The organism is Streptomyces sp. NPDC007205 (assembly GCF_040634095.1).
GTDB lineage: Bacteria > Actinomycetota > Actinomycetes > Streptomycetales > Streptomycetaceae > Streptomyces.
Window position 1 is genome coordinate 180,956 of record NZ_JBEYEW010000008.1, and the last position, 17,427, is coordinate 198,382.

A 17,427-nucleotide genomic window follows, 5' to 3' on the forward strand; every position below is an offset into this window, starting at 1 on the left:
GTCTGGGAGTGCCGCCGGGAGAGCTGCTCCCGCTCCGTCTGGGAGTGCCGCCGGGAGAGCCGTTCCCGCTCCGTCTGGGAGTGCCGCCGGGAGAGCTGCTCCCGCTCCGTCTGGGAGTGCCGCCGGGAGAGCCGTTCCCGCCCCGTCTGGGAGTGCCGCCGGGAGAGCTGCCCCCGCCCCGTCTCGAAGCGCCGCCGGGAGAGTTGCCCCTGCCCCCTCCCGAAGCGCCCCCGAGAGAGCAGCCCCCGCCCCTTCCCCAAGCAACCCAGACACCGCACCGCCCGCTCCGTCCCCAAGCAGCACAGGTACCGCGCCCCCCGCCCCTTCCTGCAGCGAGCCCGGACGAGCGTTCCCCGCTCCCTCCCGCAGCGAGCCCGGACGAGCGTCCCCCGCTCCCTCCCGCAGCGAGACCGGAAGCGTGACCCTCATCCCCCACTTCCCGCCCTCCCCCGGTACCAGCAGCTCCGCAACGTCCAGGATGTGATGGCCGGTCATGGAGGGGAGACAGTGGCCGCGGGCCGGGCCGATGGGGGTGGCCCAGTGGGGCGGGATCGCCGTGATGCCGTGGGTCGCGCCGGACAGGGCGCCGGCCACCGCCGCCGTCGTGTCCGCGTCGCGGCCCATGTTGACGGCGGTCAGGACGGCCTGCACGAAGTCGCCGTCGGCCGCCGCGTACGCGCCGAAGGCGAGGGCGACCGCCTCGGGGGCCAGGTCGGTCCAGGGATAGCCGCCGATGACGACCGCGCAGCGGACCGCGCGTTCGCCGCGGTGCGACACGGCCACCGCGCGCCGCAGGGAGCGGGCCGTCCAGGAGTCCTCGGGGATCACCGCCAGGGCCGAGGCGATCACCACCGGAACCGGCGCGCCGGTCATCGCCGCCGCCACCCCGGCCGCCACCGCCTGGCCGCCGTAGATGCCCTCGCCCTCGTGGCTGACCGAGCCGTCGATCGCCACCAGGCGGGCCGCTTCGGCGGGACGGCCGGCCGCGAAGACGCCGAAGGGGGCCGCACGCATCGCCAGGCCGTCGCTCCAGGCGTGCCGGTGCTGGGCCGAGATCGGGGCCGCAAGGCCGCGGCGCAGGTTCTCCAGGGTGCCGCGCTCACTGAAGCCCGCGCCCCGGAAGGGGCCCTCGGCCCGGTCGGCGATCCACTCGTGCCAGGCCGCCTCCACATGTGCCGGAGTCAGCGCCGAGCCGTGCCGGGCGAGCAGCAGGCCCGAGAAGATCGCATACTCCGTGTCGTCCGTGCCGCACGGCTTCTCCGCCACATACCCGGTGATGCGGCCCCAGCGGGCGCGGATCTCGGACGGCTTGAGGTTCTCCGCGGGCGCGCCCAGCGCGTCCCCGACGGCCAGGCCGAGCAGCGCGCCGCGGGCCCGCTCGCGGAGTCCGGCGGCGTCGTCGGGCGCCGGGAGCGGGGGAGTGCAGGCGATCGACACCATGGGCGGCCTCCTTCACGGGACCACGAAGACCCTTTGCGGATGTGTCCCACGGCGCGCGCCCGGGCCAGCCTCCGCAGCGCCGGAGTCACCCACTCGGCATCTGAGCGCAATCACGCGCGGATGAGCAAAATGGCAAACGGTGAGGTAAAGGCGCAGGTTAGCCCAGCCTTTCCTTGCTGGCGGGAGAGGAGGATTCGGCGTAGGTTCAGGGTTGTCGAAAAGTAGAACTCGTCCAAAGTTAGCTTTGGCTAAGCTATCCGGGGGTCCCCATGGCCGTCATCGAAACGCAGGCCGCGCTGCACGAGGCGCACCGCGACAACCACACGCACCGCGACGTCAACGGCGGCTGGCTGCGCCCCGCGGTCTTCGGTGCGATGGACGGCCTCGTCTCCAACCTCGCCCTGATGACGGGTGTCGCCGGCGGGTCCGTGAGCCATCAGACCATTGTCATCACCGGGCTGGCGGGGCTGGCCGCCGGTGCCTTCTCCATGGCGGCCGGTGAGTACACCTCGGTCGCCTCGCAGCGCGAGCTGGTCGAGGCCGAGCTGGACGTCGAGCGCCGTGAGCTGCGCAAGCACCCGCAGGACGAGCAGGACGAGCTGGCGGCGCTGTACGTCTCCCGCGGCGTGGAGCCGGAGCTGGCCCGGGAGGTCGCCCGCCAGCTGTCCAAGGACCCCGAGCAGGCCCTGGAGATCCACGCCCGGGAAGAGCTGGGCATAGACCCCGGCGACCTGCCCTCGCCGCTGGTCGCCGCCGTCTCCTCGTTCGGCTCCTTCGCCCTCGGCGCACTACTGCCCGTGCTGCCGTTCCTGCTCGGCGCGACGGCGCTGTGGCCCGCCGTGCTGCTCGCCCTCGCCGGGCTCTTCGGCTGCGGTGCCGTGGTGGCCAAGGTGACCGCGCGGAGCTGGTGGTACAGCGGTCTCCGGCAGCTCGCGCTGGGCGGTGCCGCGGCCGGTGTGACGTACGCCCTGGGCAGCCTGTTCGGAACGGCCGTAGGATAGCGGCGCCGGTACTTATGCGTCGGGCCGCATAAATAGCCGTTACTCACTGGTTTCAGATGCGTGACCACCGGGCATGAGCCGTAAGCGCTGCAGGCAATGACGCCTGCCGCACCCCTGTGGGGAGAGTGAAGACGCTCCCCCCGCCTCTCGGGCCGCCGGACGCCGATCCGATCGATCCTGTTGCGACGGTCCCCCCATATGTCTGCCGCGCCCTGCGGCACCCGCCGCGGACCGTGCGGCACCGTTGCCATGGACCCCGTGGCGTCCGCATGTTGGAACGGAGTATCCGCTTCCCGGGTACCACCCCATCATGTAATCTGCACGAAATTTTGCACTCCACGCAGAGGGCCAACGTCGTCCCTCGGCACTTGCCACATGCCTCATGACGACGACGGGAGAGCCGATGCGTACGCCGCGCCAGCCGTCCCAGCATTCCGCGAATGGCCAGAACTGGTCGTTCATGGATGCTCGCCCTGCTGCGCAGGGTATGTACGACCCCCGCAACGAACACGACGCCTGTGGCGTCGGTTTCGTCGCCACCCTTACCGGCGAGGCGTCCCACACGCTGGTCGAGCAGGCGCTCACCGTGCTGCGCAACCTGGAGCACCGCGGTGCCACCGGCTCCGAGCCCGACTCGGGCGACGGCGCGGGCATCCTCTCCCAGGTGCCTGACGCCTTCTTCCGCGAGGTGGCCGGATTCGACCTTCCCGCGGCGGGCTCCTATGCCGTAGGCATCGCCTTCCTGCCGGAGGAGGGGACGACCGACGTCGTCTCACACATCGAGACGATCGCGGCCGAGGAGGGCCTCACCGTCCTCGGCTGGCGTGAGGTCCCGGTCGCCCCGGAGCTGCTGGGCGCCACCGCCCGCTCCACCATGCCGGTCTTCCGGCAGATCTTCGTCGCCGACCGCGGCGCCAGCGAGGGCATCGCGCTGGACCGCAAGGCGTTCGTGCTGCGCAAGCGCGCCGAGCGCGAGGCCGGTGTCTACTTCCCGTCGCTCTCCGCGCGCACGATCGTGTACAAGGGCATGCTGACCACCGGCCAGCTGGAGCCCTTCTTCCCGGACCTGTCCGACCGCCGCTTCGCCTCCGCGATCGCGCTCGTGCACTCCCGCTTCTCCACGAACACCTTCCCGTCGTGGCCGCTCGCGCACCCGTACCGCTTCGTCGCGCACAACGGTGAGATCAACACCGTCAAGGGCAACCGCAACTGGATGCGCGCCCGCGAGTCCCAGCTGGCGTCCGACCTGTTCGGTTCCCAGGAGACCCTGGACCGCGTCTTCCCCGTCTGTACGCCGGACGCCTCCGACTCCGCCTCCTTCGACGAGGTCCTGGAGCTGCTGCACCTGGGCGGCCGTTCGCTGCCGCACTCCGTGCTGATGATGATCCCGGAGGCGTGGGAGAACCACGCCTCCATGGACCCGGCCCGGCGCGCCTTCTACCAGTTCCACTCCACGATGATGGAGCCCTGGGACGGCCCCGCCTGCGTCACCTTCACCGACGGCACCCAGGTCGGCGCCGTGCTCGACCGCAACGGCCTGCGCCCCGGCCGCTACTGGGTCACCGACGAGGGCCTGGTCGTCCTCGGCTCCGAGGTCGGCGTCCTCGACATCGACCCGGCGAAGGTCGTCCGCAAGGGCCGCCTGCAGCCCGGCAAGATGTTCCTCGTCGACACCGCCGAGCACCGGATCATCGAGGACGACGAGATCAAGGCCTCCCTCGCCACCGAGAAGCCGTACGCCGAATGGCTGGAGGCCGGCGAGATCGAGCTGGGCGACCTGCCCGAGCGCGAGCACATCGTCCACACCCACGCCTCGGTCACCCGCCGCCAGCAGACCTTCGGGTACACCGAGGAGGAGCTGCGCGTCATCCTCGCGCCGATGGCCCGCGCCGGCGCCGAGCCGATCGGCTCCATGGGCACGGACTCGCCGATCGCGGCCCTGTCCGAGCGCCCGCGCCTGCTCTTCGACTACTTCACCCAGCTGTTCGCGCAGGTCACCAACCCTCCGCTGGACGCGATCCGCGAGGAGCTGGTCACCTCCCTGCGCTCCTCGCTGGGCCCGGAGGGCAACCTGCTGGAGCCCACGGCCGCCTCCTGCCGCTCGGTCACCCTGCCCTTCCCGGTGATCGACAACGACGAGCTGGCCAAGCTCATCCACATCAACGCCGACGGCGACATGCCCGGCTTCAAGGCCGCGACCCTGTCCGGTCTGTACCGGGTGAGCGGCGGCGGTGAGACGCTGGCGGCTCGTATCGCGGAGATCTGCTCCGAGGCCGACGCCGCCATAGAGAACGGCGCCCGCCTGATCGTCCTCTCGGACCGCCACTCGGACGCCGAGCACGCGCCGATCCCGTCGCTGCTGCTCACCTCGGCCGTCCACCACCACCTCATCCGCACCAAGCAGCGCACCCAGGTGGGCCTGCTGGTCGAGGCCGGTGACGTCCGCGAGGTCCACCACGTCGCCCTGCTCATCGGCTACGGCGCCGCCGCCGTCAACCCGTACCTGGCGATGGAGTCCGTCGAGGACCTGCTGCGCGCGGGCACCTTCCTCAACGGTCTGGAGCCCGAGAAGGCCATCAAGAACCTGATCTACGCCCTCGGCAAGGGCGTCCTGAAGGTCATGTCGAAGATGGGCATCTCCACCGTCGCCTCCTACCGCGGCGCCCAGGTCTTCGAGGCCGTCGGCCTGGACGAGGCCTTCGTCGAGAAGTACTTCAACGGCACCGCCACCAAGATCGGCGGCGTCGGCATCGACGTCATCGCCGAGGAGGTCGCCGCCCGCCACGCCAAGGCCTACCCGGCCTCCGGCATCGCCCCGGCGCACCGCGCGCTGGAGATCGGCGGCGAGTACCAGTGGCGCCGCGAGGGCGAGCCGCACCTGTTCGACCCGGACACGGTCTTCCGCCTCCAGCACTCCACGCGTACGGGCCGCTACGACATCTTCAAGAAGTACACGTCCCGCGTGAACGAGCAGTCCGAGCGCCTGATGACGCTGCGCGGCCTGTTCGGCTTCAAGTCGGACCGCCAGCCGATCTCGATCGACGAGGTCGAGCCGGTCAGCGAGATCGTCAAGCGCTTCTCGACGGGCGCCATGTCGTACGGCTCCATCTCCAAGGAGGCGCACGAGACCCTCGCCATCGCCATGAACCAGCTGGGCGGCAAGTCCAACACCGGTGAGGGCGGCGAGGACCCGGAGCGCCTGTACGACCCGGCGCGCCGGTCCGCCATCAAGCAGGTCGCCTCCGGCCGCTTCGGTGTCACCTCCGAGTACCTGGTCAACGCGGACGACATCCAGATCAAGATGGCCCAGGGCGCCAAGCCCGGTGAGGGCGGCCAGCTGCCCGGCCACAAGGTCTACCCGTGGGTCGCGAAGACGCGTCACTCGACGCCGGGCGTGGGGCTCATCTCCCCCCCGCCGCACCACGACATCTACTCCATCGAGGACCTGGCCCAGCTGATCCACGACCTGAAGAACGCGAACCCGCAGGCGCGGGTTCACGTCAAGCTGGTCTCCGAGGTCGGCGTCGGCACGGTCGCCGCGGGTGTCTCCAAGGCCCACGCGGACGTGGTCCTGATCTCCGGCCACGACGGCGGTACGGGTGCCTCCCCGCTGACGTCGCTGAAGCACGCCGGTGGTCCCTGGGAGCTCGGCCTCGCCGAGACCCAGCAGACGCTGCTGCTCAACGGCCTGCGCGACCGGATCGTGGTCCAGACGGACGGTCAGCTGAAGACCGGCCGGGACGTGATCATCGCCGCGCTGCTCGGCGCCGAGGAGTTCGGTTTCGCGACCGCTCCGCTCGTCGTCTCCGGCTGCGTGATGATGCGTGTCTGCCACCTGGACACCTGCCCGGTCGGCATCGCCACCCAGAACCCGGTCCTGCGCGACCGCTTCGCCGGCAAGGCCGAGTACGTGGTGAACTTCTTCCGGTTCATCGCCGAGGAGGTCCGCGAGCTGCTGGCCGAGCTGGGCTTCCGCTCCATCGAGGAGGCCGTCGGCCACGCCGAGGTGCTGGACGTCGAGCGCGCGGTGGACCACTGGAAGGCGCAGGGCCTGGACCTGGAGCCGCTGTTCCACGTGCCGGACCTGCCCGAGGGCGCTGTCCGCCACCAGCTGATCGCCCAGGACCACGGCCTGGAGAAGGCCCTGGACAACGAGCTGATCAAGCTGGCCGCCGACGCCCTGGCCGCCTCGGACGTCACCGAGGCCCAGCCGGTGCGCGCCCAGGTCGCCATCCGCAACATCAACCGCACGGTCGGCACCATGCTCGGCCACGAGGTGACGAAGAAGTTCGGCGGCGCGGGCCTGCCCGACGACACCATCGACATCACCTTCACCGGCTCCGCCGGCCAGTCCTTCGGCGCCTTCCTGCCGCGCGGTGTCACGCTGCGCCTGGAGGGCGACGCCAACGACTACGTCGGCAAGGGCCTCTCCGGCGGCCGTGTCATCGTCCGCCCGGACCGGGCCGCCGACCACCTCGCCGAGTACTCGACCATCGCGGGCAACACCATCGGCTACGGCGCCACCGGCGGCGAGCTGTTCCTGCGCGGCCGTACCGGTGAGCGGTTCTGCGTCCGCAACTCCGGCGCGCTGGTCGTCTCCGAGGGCGTGGGCGACCACGGCTGCGAGTACATGACCGGCGGTCACGCGGTCGTCCTCGGTCCGACCGGCCGCAACTTCGCGGCGGGCATGTCCGGCGGTGTCGCCTACGTCATCGACCTCGACCGCGACAACGTCAACGTCGGCAACGCCGACTCGGTCGAGGCGCTGGACGAGACGGACAAGCAGTGGCTGCACGACGTGGTGCGCCGCCACGCCGAGGAGACCGGCTCGACGGTCGCCGAGAAGCTGGTCGCCGACTGGGACGTGGCCGTGGAGCGATTCAGCAAGATCATCCCCAGCACGTACAAGGCAGTGCTCGCCGCCAAGGACGCCGCCGAGCGAGCCGGTCTCTCCGAGACCGAGATCACCGAGAAGATGATGGAGGCGGCGATCAATGGCTGACCCGAAGGGCTTCCTGAACCACGGCCGTGAGGTCGCCAAGACCCGTCCCGTCGGTGAGCGCGTCAAGGACTGGAACGAGGTCTACGTCCCCGGCTCCCTGCTGCCGATCATCAGCAAGCAGGCAAGCCGCTGCATGGACTGCGGCATCCCGTTCTGCCACAACGGCTGTCCGCTGGGGAACCTGATCCCCGAGTGGAACGACTACGCCTACCGCGAGGACTGGGCGGCCGCCCAGGAGCGCCTGCACGCGACCAACAACTTCCCGGAGTTCACCGGTCGCCTCTGCCCGGCCCCCTGCGAGTCGGCGTGTGTGCTCGGCATCAACCAGCCGCCGGTCACCATCAAGAACGTCGAGGTCTCGATCATCGACAAGGCGTGGGAGACCGGGGACGTCGCCCCGCAGATCCCGGAGCGCCTGTCCGGCAAGACGGTCGCGGTCATCGGCTCGGGCCCGGCGGGTCTCGCCGCCGCCCAGCAGCTGACCCGGGCCGGCCACACGGTCGCCGTCTACGAGCGCGCGGACCGCGTCGGAGGCCTCCTCCGGTACGGCATCCCCGAGTTCAAGATGGAGAAGCGGCACATCAACCGCCGTATCGAGCAGATGCGCGCGGAGGGCACCCGCTTCCGCACCGGCGTCGAGATCGGCCGTGACCTCAACGCCCGCGACCTGAAGAAGCGCTACGACGCGATCGTGATCGCCGCCGGCGCGACCATGGCCCGCGACCTCCCCGTCCCCGGCCGTGAGCTCAAGGGCATCTACCAGGCGATGGAGTACCTGCCCCTGGCCAACAAGGTCCAGGAGGGCGACTACGTCACCGCCCCGATCTCGGCCGAGGGCAAGCACGTCGTCGTCATCGGCGGCGGTGACACCGGCGCGGACTGCGTGGGCACCGCCCACCGCCAGGGCGCGGCCTCCGTCACCCAGCTGGAGATCATGCCCCGCCCGAACGACGAGCGGCACCCGACGAACCAGCCCTGGCCGACCTTCCCGATCCTCTACAAGGTCACCTCGGCCCACGAGGAGGGCGGCGAGCGGATCTACTCCGCCTCCACCACCCACTTCGAGGGCGACGAGGACGGCAACGTGCAGTGGCTGCACCTGGCCGAAGTGGAGTTCGTCGACGGCAAGCTGACCTCCAAGCCGGGCACCGAGCGCAAGATCCCCGCCCAGCTGGTGACGCTGGCGATGGGCTTCACGGGCACGGACCGGGAGAACGGCCTGGTCGACCAGTTCGGCCTGGACCTCGACGAACGCGGTAACATCGCCCGCGACGCCGACTTCCAGACCAACGTGCCGGGTGTGTTCGTCGCCGGTGACGCCGGCCGCGGACAGTCCCTCATCGTGTGGGCGATCGCGGAGGGCCGCTCGGCCGCCCGCGGTGTCGACCGGTTCCTGACCGGTGCCAGCGACCTGCCGGCCCCGATCCGCCCGACGGACCGCGCCCTGGCGGTCTGACGGCACCCCGAAGAACGTCCCGTACAACGGCGTACGGAACACTGACGGCGCCTGCCCTACTGTCCCCGACCGGACGCCCGGGCAGGCGCCGCCGCATGCCCGCCCACCGGCTCACACCGTCGGGGACCCCCTGGGCCGCGCGCCGCTCGCCGTCCCGCCGGCCTGAGTCACGCCCCTGAGTCGGTCCGCCCCCCGTTCGGTCGCGACCTCGGCGAGCGGGAATCTGCCTCGTCTCCCTTGAGCGCGTCGTCGAGCACCGCCTGCCGGCACTCCTCCGGTGTGCCCCACGCCGTACGCAACGCGCGGGCCTTGGTCAGCCACAGGGACAGGTCGTACTCCGCGGTGTAGCCGATCGCGCCGTGCAGCTGCAGTGCCGTACGGGCCGTGCCGTACGCCGCCTCGCACGCCGTGAGCTTGGCCGCGGCCACGTCCGCGGGGCGCAGGGAGAGCGCCGCGCCGAGGACCAGGGGGCGGGCGAACTCCAGGGCGGTCCTGGCATCCGCGAGGCGGTGCTTGACCGCCTGGAAGGAGCCGACGGGGACGCCGAACTGGGTGCGCTGGCGGACGTACCCGACCGTGCGGTCGAGCAGGGCGAGTCCGACGCCGAGGGCCTGCGCGGCGGTGGCCAGACGGGCCCGGGTGAGGGCGCGGTCGCGCGGCGGATCGGGCGTGAGGAGTTCGCCGTCCGGGGCGAGCGGGGTGAGGCGGCGGGCGGGGTCGAGGGAGCGGCGCGGGGGGCCGGCGGCCGTGGTGGACAGGTGGAGACCGTCGGCGGTGAGCGCGAGGCGGAGGGTGGCCGCGTCGGCGTCGAGGGCGTGTCCCGTGGGTGTTCGCACGGTTGCTCCGGTGCCGGGGGGGTGCTGTCCGGTGGGCGCCGCCACCGTCGCCAGATCCGTCCCGGCCGCGAGCCCCGGCAGGAAGCGCCTGGCCGAGGGAAGGTCCTGGACGAGTGCCGCCGCGACGACCGTCTCCACCAGTGGCCCCGGTACCGCATGCCGCCCCAACTCCACGAAGGCCAGTGCCAGTTCGACGGGACGCGGGCCCAGCCCGCCGTACTCCTCCGGCACCGCGAGGCCGAACACCCCGGCCTCGGCGATCCGCGACCACAGCGCGCGCCCGCTCGCATGGTCGCCGCGGCTCCAGTCCCGGATCACCGCCGGGGTGTCCGCGGCGGACAGCATCGCGTGCAGGGAGTCGGTGAAGGCACGCTGTTCGGCGTCGAGGAGGAAGCGCATCAGCGGCGTCCCTTCGGCAGGCCGAGCAGCCGCTCGGCGATGATGTCGCGCTGGATCTCGTTGGTGCCCGCGTAGAGGGGACCGGCGAGCGAGAAGACGTACCCCTCGGACCAGTCCGTGTCCGCCGACTCGCCTTCCGGGCCCAGCAGATCGAGGGCCGTCTCGTGCAGCGCGAGGTCCAGCTCGGACCAGAAGACCTTGTTCATGCTGGCCTCGGGGCCGAGTTCCGAGCCCTCCAGGAAGCGGGAGGCGGCGGCGTAGGTGAACAGCTGGTAGGCGCGGGCGCCGATCAGGGCGTCGGCCACCCGGGCGCGGGCGTGTTCCGGGCAGCCGCGCGCCCGCCACAGCTCGACCAGCCGGTGCGCCGAGGCGAGGAAACGGCCCGGTGAGCGCAGCGTCAGCCCCCGTTCGTTGCCGGTCGTGGACATCGCGATCCGCCAACCCTGGCCGGGCTCGCCGATGACGTCCTCGTCCGGCACGAACACGTCGTCCAGGAAGAGTTCGGCGAAGGCCGGCTTGCCGTCCAGGCGGCCGATCGGACGGACCGTGACACCCGGTGCCCGCAGGTCGAACATCAGGTACGTGAGCCCCTGATGGGGTTTCGGGGTGTCCGGGTCGCTGCGGAACAGGCCGAAGGCCCGGTCGGCGAAGGCCGCCCGCGAGGACCAGGTCTTCTGCCCGCTGAGCAGCCAGCCGCCGTCCGTCCGCAGCGCCCTGGAGGTCAGCGAGGCCAGGTCGGAACCCGCCTCCGGCTCGGACCAGGCCTGCGCCCAGACCACCTCGCCGGTGGCCATCGACGGCAGCACGCGCGCGCGTTGTACCTCCGTGCCGTGGTCGAAGAGCGTCGGGGCGAGCAGGCTGACGCCGTTCTGGCCGACCCGGCCCGGCGCGCCCGCCGCCCAGTACTCCTCCTCGAACACCAGCCACCGCAGCAGCCCCGCGTCCCGGCCGCCGTACCCCTTTGGCCAGGACACCACCGACCAGCGGTCCGCGGCCAGTTCGGCTTCCCACGCGCGGTGTGCCGCGAAGCCCTCCGCCGTCTCCAGTGACGGCAGCGGGGTGCGCGGCACATGCGCCTCCAGCCAGCCCCTGGCCTCGGCGCGGAACTTCTCGTCGGCCTCGGAATGGGACAGATCCACCGCCGTCGCCTCCCTTCCGACAGCTTCCCTAACAAGTGTTTGGTAGGTTAGCGTGGCCCTATGACAGGCGTCGAGAGCCCGGCCTATGTGCCCGGGCACGGACTGCTCAGGGGCCGCACCGCCGTCATCACCGCGGCGGCCGGCACCGGCATCGGCGGAGCGACCGCGCGCCGCTTCCTGGAGGAGGGCGCGCATGTGCTGATCAGCGATGCCCACACGCGCCGGCTGAAGGAGCACGAGGCCGAACTGAGCCGCAAGTTCCCGGCCCGGGTGACCGCCGTGCCGTGCGATGTCACCGACGAGGGCCAGGTGCGGGCCCTGTTCGAGGCAGCCGTGGCCGAGCACGGGCGGCTGGACGTCGTCGTCAACAACGCGGGCCTGGGCGGCACTTCGGACCTCGTCGACATGACCGACGAGCAGTGGTCCCGGGTGCTGGACGTCACGCTGAACGGCACCTTCCGGTGCACGCGCGCCGCCCTGCGGGCGATGCGGGAGACCGGCGGCGGGGTGATCGTCAACAACGCCTCCGTCGTCGGCTGGCGCGCCCAGGCCGGTCAGGCGCACTACGCCGCCGCCAAGGCCGGGGTGATGGCCCTGACCCGATGCGCGGCGATCGAGGCCGCCGCGTACGGCGTGCGGGTCAACGCGGTGGCCCCGAGCCTCGCCATGCACCCGCACCTGGCGAAGGTCACCTCGCCCGAACTGCTGCGGGAGCTGACCGAACGGGAGGCCTTCGGGCGGTACGCCGAGCCCTGGGAGGTGGCCAACGTGATCGTCTTCCTGGCCTCCGGCTACTCCTCCTATCTGACCGGCGAGGTCGTCGCCGTCAGCAGCCAGCACCCCTGACGACCGGGACAGACCACAATGGGTGCGTGCCGACCAAGAAGAAGCCCCAGGTGACCGCGGCAGCGGCCCGGCGCGGCGAACTCCTCAGCACCGCTGCCGAGGTCTTCGCCGAGCACGGCTACAACGCCACCACCGTCCGCAGGATCGCCGACCACGCCGGGATGCTCGCGGGCAGCCTGTACTACCACTTCGACTCCAAGGAGTCGATGCTCGAGGAGATCCTGCGCACCTTCCTCGACGAGCTCTGGGACGGCTACGACGCCGTCCTCGCCGCAGGGTCCGGGCCTCGCGAGACCCTGGAGGCGCTCGTCACCGAGTCCTTCCGGGAGATCGACCGGCACCGCGCGGCCGTCGCGATCTACCAGAAGGAGAGCAGGCAACTCGCCGCCCAGGACCGGTTCGCGTTCCTCGCCGAGTCCCAGCGGCGGTTCGAGAAGGCCTGGCTCAGCACGCTGGAACGCGGGGTCGCCGAGCACGCCTTCCGCGCCGACCTCGACGTCCGCCTCACCTACCGGTTCGTACGCGACACCGTGTGGGTCGCCGCCTCCTGGTACCGGCCCGGCGGACAGCACAGCCCCGAGGAGATCGCCCGCCAGTACCTGTCGATGGTGCTGGACGGGATCGCCGTACGCGAGTGACACCGTTCGCATCACACCTCTTTCCTGTGAGGGAGTTGCCATGGCCGAGGCCTTTATCGTCGAAGCGGTCCGCACACCCGTCGGGCGGCGCGGGGGAGGGCTCAGCGCCGTCCATCCCGCCGACCTGGGCGCACATGTGCTGACGGCGCTGGTGGAGCGGACCGGGATCGACCCGGCCGCCGTGGACGACGTGGTCTTCGGCTGCCTGGACGCGGTGGGGCCGCAGGCCGGGGACATCGCCCGCACCTGCTGGCTGGCCGCCGGGCTCCCCGAGGAGGTGCCGGGCGTGACCGTCGACCGGCAGTGCGGCTCCTCGCAGCAGGCCGTGCACTTCGCCGCGCAGGCCGTGCTGTCCGGCACCCAGGACCTGGTGGTCGCCGGGGGAGTGCAGAACATGTCCCAGATCCCCATCGCCTTCGCCTCCCGCCAGGCCGCCGAGCCCCTCGGCCTGACCGACGGACCCTTCCTCGGCAGCACCGGCTGGCGCGCCCGCTACGGCGACCGGCCCGTCAACCAGTTCGCCGGCGCCGAGATGATCGCCGCCAAGTGGGGCATCAGCCGCGAGGACCAGGAGCGGTTCGCCCTGGGCTCGCACCGGCGGGCGGTCCGCGCCATCGACACCGGCCGCTTCGCACCCGAGACCGTCCCCTACGGCGAGGTCGCCGTGGACGAGGGTCCGCGCCGGGACACCTCCCTGGCGAAGATGGCCGCGCTGAAACCCGTCCTCGACGGTGGCACCGTCACCGCGGCCTGCTCCTCCCAGGTCTCCGACGGCGCCGCCGCCCTGCTGCTCGCCTCCGAGCGGGCGGTACGCGACCACGGGCTGCGCCCGCGGGCCCGCGTCCACCATCTCTCCGTGCGCGGCGAGGACCCCATCCGAATGCTCTCCGCCCCCATCCCGGCCACGGCCGACGCCCTGAAGAAGACCGGCCTCACCATCGACGCCATCGACCTCGTCGAGATCAACGAGGCCTTCGCCCCGGTCGTCCTGGCCTGGCTGAAGGAGACCGGCGCCGACCCCCAGAAGGTCAATGTCAACGGCGGCGCCATCGCCCTCGGTCACCCGCTCGGCGCGACCGGCGTCCGACTGATGACCACCCTGCTGCACGAACTGGAACGCACCGGCGGCCGCTACGGCCTGCAGACCATGTGCGAGGGCGGCGGCCAGGCCAACGTGACGATCATCGAACGCCTCTGAGACCTCCTCGCCCTCCCGGCCCCTTCAGCCCCGCCTGCCCCACAAGTCCTTCCAGCACCTCTTCCGCCTCCTTCACGATCCGCTCCACCAGCTCCGCGCAGGACGGCAGGTCGTCGATCAGCCCGGCGACCTGCCCGGCCGCCATCACACCGAGGTCCGTACGGCCGTCCACCATCGCGGACTTCAGCAGCATCGGCGTGTTCGCGGCCAGCAGCACCTGGCTCCAGGACAGCTCCTTGCCGTGCTTGAGCGCCAGTCCGTCCCGGACCAGCTGCCGCCAGGTGAGCCCCGACAGCCGGCGGAAACCGGCCGCCTTCCCTATCGCGTGGGCCAGGACCCGTATCCGGCCCGACCGCTCCAGCGTGTCCACCAGGTCCGTGCGCAGCATCCGGTGCGGCAGGCCGTCCACCGCCCGGGTGACCGTGACGTCCCGGGCCGTCGCCGCCAGGTACCGGGCCTTCACCGCGTCCGGCACCGTCGAGTCGGAGGTGAGCAGGAACCGCGTGCCCATCGCCACCCCGGCCGCCCCGTACGCCAGCGCCGCCACCAGACCCCGCCCGTCGAAGAAGCCGCCCGCCGCCACGACCGGGATGTCCACCGCGTCCACCACCTGCGGCAGCAGCACGCTCGTCGCCACCTCGCCGGTGTGCCCGCCGCCCTCGCCGCCCTGCACGATCACCGCGTCCGCACCCCAGGCGGCCACCTTCTCGGCATGCCGGCGCGCCCCGACGGACGGAACGACGACCACCCCCGCCTCCTTGAGCCGGGCGATCAGCTCACGCGAGGGCGCCAGGGCGAAGGAGGCCACCCGGACGCCCTCCGCGAGCATGATCTCCACGCGGTCCGCCGCGTCGCCCGCGTCGGCGCGCAGGTTCACCCCGAACGGCGCGTCGGTACGCGACCTCACCTCCCGTATCGCCTCCCGCAGCCGGTCCGGTGTCATCGTCGCGGACGCCAGGATGCCGAGCGCGCCCGCGTTCGCCGCGGCCGAGACCAGCCGTGGGCCGGCCACCCAGCCCATTCCGGTCTGCACGATCGGATGGCGGACCCCGACCAGGCGGGTCAGTGGGGTGTCCATCAGGCCGGAACCTCCCCCGCCCGGGTGTTCCCCGGATCGATCACCTCGCGGATCAGGCGCAGTTCGGCGGTGGTCGGTTCACGGGTGTACGGCACCTCGTCCGGGATCACGAGGTCGAACCCGGTCGCCTCCTGCACCTGGTCCACCGTCACCCCCGGATGCACCGAGACCAGCCGCATCGTGCGGCCCGGCGTGGCGAAGTCGAGGACGCCGAGGTCGGAGACGACCCGCGGGATGCGGTGGTACGGCGCACCGGCCGCGTGGTCGTACCCGACCCCGCACACCATGTCGACCTTCTCGACGAACACCCGCCGGGAATGCTTCGGTATCCAGTAACTCGTCGGGTGGTTCAGCGTGTTGACCGGTGCGCCGCGCACCCCGAGCAGCTGTCGCGCCGGCTTCGCCCAGTCGCCGATGCAGGAGATGTTCTGGTTGCCGTACCGGTCGATCTGGCTCGCGCCCATCATCACGTGCCGGCGGCCCCCGGTGACCAGTTCCAGATGCTTGCGGTACGGCAGCCAGCCCTCGACCGTGCCGTCCGGGCCCACGATCATCGCCTCGCCGTCGGTCAGCAGCAGGTCGGGTGCGAAGGTCCGCTTGGCGAGGCGGGCGCCGACGGACGGGACCAGGCCCATCGGGCTCGCCAGGATCTCGCCCCCGTCCCGCCAGGCCTCGGCACAGGCGATGACGCAGTACTCGGCGCGGGACGCGACGCCGTGTCCGGCCGGTGTGGCCGCACTGCCGACTCCGCTCATGACTCCTCCTCGACCGCCGTCCGGTAGTGACGTTCGTCCCCGGCCAGGTAGCGCGCCGCGAACCGGGGCCAGGGCGTGGTCGCGTACCGCTTCTGGAACGCCTCGTCCCGGCCGTAGTCGGGGGCGCAGGACGTGAAGTGCGCGCCGCCCGGGGCCTCCACGACCCCGGTCACCACATGCCGCCTGACCAGCAGGGTCTGCGGCGCCGCCGCCTTCGTCAGCTCCGCCGTGCCGACGATCCGTTCGCAGGAGACGTACGCCGCGTCCGCCGCCTCGCAGAACAGGTCGTCGAAGTACGGGTCCGGCCCCAGATACTGGCCGTTGCCCAGCCGGTCGGCGCGGTTGACGTGCACCAGGGCGGCATCCAGGCGCAGGGCGGGCATGGCGACGAACGTCTCCCCGTCCTCGTACGGCGAAGTGACCGTCCGCAGACCCGGGTTGACCCGCATGACGTCCGAGCCGAGGCCGGCCCGGACCGGCAGGAAGGGCAGCCGGTTCGCGGCGGCGCGCAGTCCCCACATGAACATCGCCTCGTCGATCTCCGTCAGCTCGAAGGCGCCGCGCTCACGCGCCGCCCGGTAGTGCGGTTCCAGCGGGACGGAGTCGAGGGTGACGAAGGCGGTGACCAGCCTGCGGATCCGGCCGGCCGCGGCCAGCATCCCGACGTCCGGGCCGCCGTACGACACGACCGTGAGGTCGCTGATCCCCGTCCGCAGCAGGGCTCTGACCAGCGCCATCGGCTTGCGGCGGGAGCCCCAGCCGCCGATGCCGAGGGTCATGCCGCTCTCCAGCCGGGAGACCACCTCGTCGGCGGTCATCGTCTTGTCACTCATCTACGCCCCCTCCTTCCCGAACGTGTCGCGGACGCGGTCGGCCAGGCCGCTGAGGTTGGCCTCGAAGGTGAAGCCCTGTTCGAAGCGGTAGCTGCGGCGGACGTCGACCGGATCGATGCCGTTGATGGCGGCCTTGGCCATGCGCAGCAGCCGCCCGTCCTTGGCGGCGATCTCGCGGGCCAGCTCCAGCGCCGCCGCTCGTAACCGCGCACGCGGCACCACGCGCCACACCGAGCCGTGCAGGTGCAGCTCCTCGGCGCTCGCCGTGCGCCCCGTGTAGTACAGGGCGCGCATCAGGTGCTGCGGGAGAAGCCGGGCCAGATGGGTCGCGGCCCCCAGTGCGCCCCTGTCCAGCTCGGGCAGCCCGAAGGAGGCGTCCTCGCTCGCCACGATCGCGTCCGCGTTGCCCACCAGGCCTATCCCGCCGCCCAGACAGAAGCCCTGCACCGCCGCGACGACGGGGACCGCGCACTCGTAGACCGCCGTGAAGGCCTCGGCGCAGCCGTGGTTGGCGCCGATCAGCGCCTGTCGCCCCTGCGTCTGTATCTCCTTGATGTCCACGCCCGCGTTGAACCCGCGGCCCTCGGCGGCCAGCACCACGCACCGGACATCGGCGTCACGGCCCGAGGCGCGCACGGCGTCGGCCAGGTCGAACCAGCCGCGCACCGGCAGCGCGTTCACCGGCGGGAAGTCGACGGTGACCACGGAAATCCCTTTTTCCGGGGACGAACGGGAGACACCCATGGGCACATCAGCTACCTTTCCACCAAACATTTGTTAGGTGCGAGGCTTCGAAGCTAGCAGTC

Annotated in this window: 12 protein-coding genes and 1 pseudogene; 6 read left to right on the forward strand and 7 right to left on the reverse strand. The window is 71.7% G+C overall.

Features of this window, described 5'->3' with window-relative positions; all coding sequences use genetic code 11:
• Positions 1-432 precede the first annotated feature (432 nt).
• Positions 433-1,440, reverse strand: a pseudogene (locus tag ABZ624_RS16535) (ADP-ribosylglycohydrolase family protein); the annotation flags it as partial.
• Positions 1,441-1,709: 269 nt separating this feature from the next.
• On the opposite strand from ABZ624_RS16535, the gene ABZ624_RS16540 reads away from it, so the two are divergent.
• The 3 genes from ABZ624_RS16540 to ABZ624_RS16550 all read left to right on the forward strand — a co-directional run bounded on the left by ABZ624_RS16540 (position 1,710) and on the right by ABZ624_RS16550 (position 8,899).
• A complete protein-coding gene (locus tag ABZ624_RS16540) occupies positions 1,710-2,441 on the forward strand; it encodes a VIT1/CCC1 transporter family protein (protein WP_360088321.1) in 732 nt (243 codons plus the stop codon).
• Between the two features lie 403 nt (positions 2,442-2,844).
• On the forward strand, positions 2,845-7,443 hold the full coding sequence (gltB, locus tag ABZ624_RS16545) for a glutamate synthase large subunit (RefSeq protein ID WP_360088590.1): 4,599 nt from the start codon (positions 2,845-2,847) through the stop codon (positions 7,441-7,443).
• Positions 7,436-8,899: a glutamate synthase subunit beta gene (locus ABZ624_RS16550; protein ID WP_360088324.1), complete on the forward strand. Its 1,464-nt coding sequence runs from the start codon at positions 7,436-7,438 to the stop codon at positions 8,897-8,899. The genes gltB and ABZ624_RS16550 overlap by 8 nt, the downstream gene beginning before the upstream one ends.
• A gap of 167 nt (positions 8,900-9,066) precedes the next feature.
• On the opposite strand, the gene ABZ624_RS16555 is transcribed toward ABZ624_RS16550, so the two are convergent.
• Both ABZ624_RS16555 and ABZ624_RS16560 read right to left on the reverse strand, forming a co-directional pair.
• Positions 9,067-10,134, reverse strand: a complete 1,068-nt coding sequence (locus tag ABZ624_RS16555) for an acyl-CoA dehydrogenase family protein (RefSeq protein ID WP_360088327.1) — start codon at positions 10,132-10,134, stop codon at positions 9,067-9,069.
• Positions 10,134-11,273 (reverse strand): acyl-CoA dehydrogenase family protein, encoded by a 1,140-nt coding sequence (locus ABZ624_RS16560; protein WP_360088330.1) that lies wholly within the window; start codon positions 11,271-11,273, stop codon positions 10,134-10,136. The genes ABZ624_RS16555 and ABZ624_RS16560 overlap by 1 nt, the downstream gene beginning before the upstream one ends.
• Positions 11,274-11,333: 60 nt before the next feature.
• Between ABZ624_RS16560 and ABZ624_RS16565 the strand changes: the two genes are divergently transcribed.
• The 3 genes from ABZ624_RS16565 to ABZ624_RS16575 are packed head-to-tail and all read left to right on the forward strand — an operon-like array spanning position 11,334 to position 13,955.
• Entirely contained in the window at positions 11,334-12,119 is a 786-nt protein-coding gene (locus ABZ624_RS16565) for an SDR family oxidoreductase (protein WP_360088333.1), read from the forward strand.
• 26 nt (positions 12,120-12,145) lie between these two features.
• Positions 12,146-12,757: a TetR/AcrR family transcriptional regulator gene (locus tag ABZ624_RS16570; protein ID WP_360088336.1), complete on the forward strand. Its 612-nt coding sequence runs from the start codon at positions 12,146-12,148 to the stop codon at positions 12,755-12,757.
• A 40-nt stretch (positions 12,758-12,797) separates the two neighbouring features.
• Complete coding sequence (locus tag ABZ624_RS16575) at positions 12,798-13,955, forward strand: acetyl-CoA C-acetyltransferase (RefSeq protein ID WP_360088339.1); 1,158 nt, start codon at positions 12,798-12,800, stop codon at positions 13,953-13,955.
• Here the strand turns inward: ABZ624_RS16575 and ABZ624_RS16580 are convergent.
• Genes ABZ624_RS16580 through ABZ624_RS16595 form a run of 4 tightly spaced genes read right to left on the reverse strand, consistent with a single transcriptional unit; the run spans position 13,939 to position 17,365 of the window.
• Positions 13,939-15,033, reverse strand: coding sequence for a nitronate monooxygenase (locus ABZ624_RS16580; protein WP_360088343.1), 1,095 nt, complete (start codon positions 15,031-15,033; stop codon positions 13,939-13,941). The two genes, ABZ624_RS16575 and ABZ624_RS16580, sit on opposite strands and share 17 nt — an antisense overlap.
• The gene (locus ABZ624_RS16585) at positions 15,033-15,788 is read right to left on the reverse strand and encodes a CoA-transferase (RefSeq protein ID WP_360088346.1); all 756 of its coding nucleotides are present in this window, start codon (positions 15,786-15,788) and stop codon (positions 15,033-15,035) included. The genes ABZ624_RS16580 and ABZ624_RS16585 overlap by 1 nt, the downstream gene beginning before the upstream one ends.
• The gene (locus tag ABZ624_RS16590) at positions 15,785-16,621 is read right to left on the reverse strand and encodes a CoA-transferase (RefSeq protein WP_360088349.1); all 837 of its coding nucleotides are present in this window, start codon (positions 16,619-16,621) and stop codon (positions 15,785-15,787) included. The genes ABZ624_RS16585 and ABZ624_RS16590 overlap by 4 nt, the downstream gene beginning before the upstream one ends.
• Positions 16,622-17,365 carry an enoyl-CoA hydratase family protein gene (locus tag ABZ624_RS16595; protein ID WP_360088352.1) on the reverse strand — a complete coding sequence of 248 codons (744 nt, stop codon included), beginning with the start codon at positions 17,363-17,365 and terminating at the stop codon, positions 16,622-16,624.
• Positions 17,366-17,427 lie beyond the last annotated feature (62 nt).

What these genes read in the sequence shown, in the direction of transcription:
- ABZ624_RS16540 (WP_360088321.1), top strand. Translation starts at nt 1,710, where the DNA reads ATGGCCGTCATCGAAACGCAGGCCGCGCTGCACGAGGCGCACCGCGAC.
- gltB (WP_360088590.1), top strand. Translation starts at nt 2,845, where the DNA reads ATGCGTACGCCGCGCCAGCCGTCCCAGCATTCCGCGAATGGCCAGAAC.
- ABZ624_RS16565 (WP_360088333.1), top strand. Translation starts at nt 11,334, where the DNA reads ATGACAGGCGTCGAGAGCCCGGCCTATGTGCCCGGGCACGGACTGCTC.
- ABZ624_RS16595 (WP_360088352.1), bottom strand. Translation starts at nt 17,365, where the DNA reads ATGGGTGTCTCCCGTTCGTCCCCGGAAAAAGGGATTTCCGTGGTCACC.
- ABZ624_RS16555 (WP_360088327.1), bottom strand. Translation starts at nt 10,134, where the DNA reads ATGCGCTTCCTCCTCGACGCCGAACAGCGTGCCTTCACCGACTCCCTG.
- ABZ624_RS16580 (WP_360088343.1), bottom strand. Translation starts at nt 15,033, where the DNA reads ATGGACACCCCACTGACCCGCCTGGTCGGGGTCCGCCATCCGATCGTG.
- ABZ624_RS16575 (WP_360088339.1), top strand. Translation starts at nt 12,798, where the DNA reads ATGGCCGAGGCCTTTATCGTCGAAGCGGTCCGCACACCCGTCGGGCGG.
- ABZ624_RS16550 (WP_360088324.1), top strand. Translation starts at nt 7,436, where the DNA reads ATGGCTGACCCGAAGGGCTTCCTGAACCACGGCCGTGAGGTCGCCAAG.
- ABZ624_RS16585 (WP_360088346.1), bottom strand. Translation starts at nt 15,788, where the DNA reads ATGAGCGGAGTCGGCAGTGCGGCCACACCGGCCGGACACGGCGTCGCG.
- ABZ624_RS16590 (WP_360088349.1), bottom strand. Translation starts at nt 16,621, where the DNA reads ATGAGTGACAAGACGATGACCGCCGACGAGGTGGTCTCCCGGCTGGAG.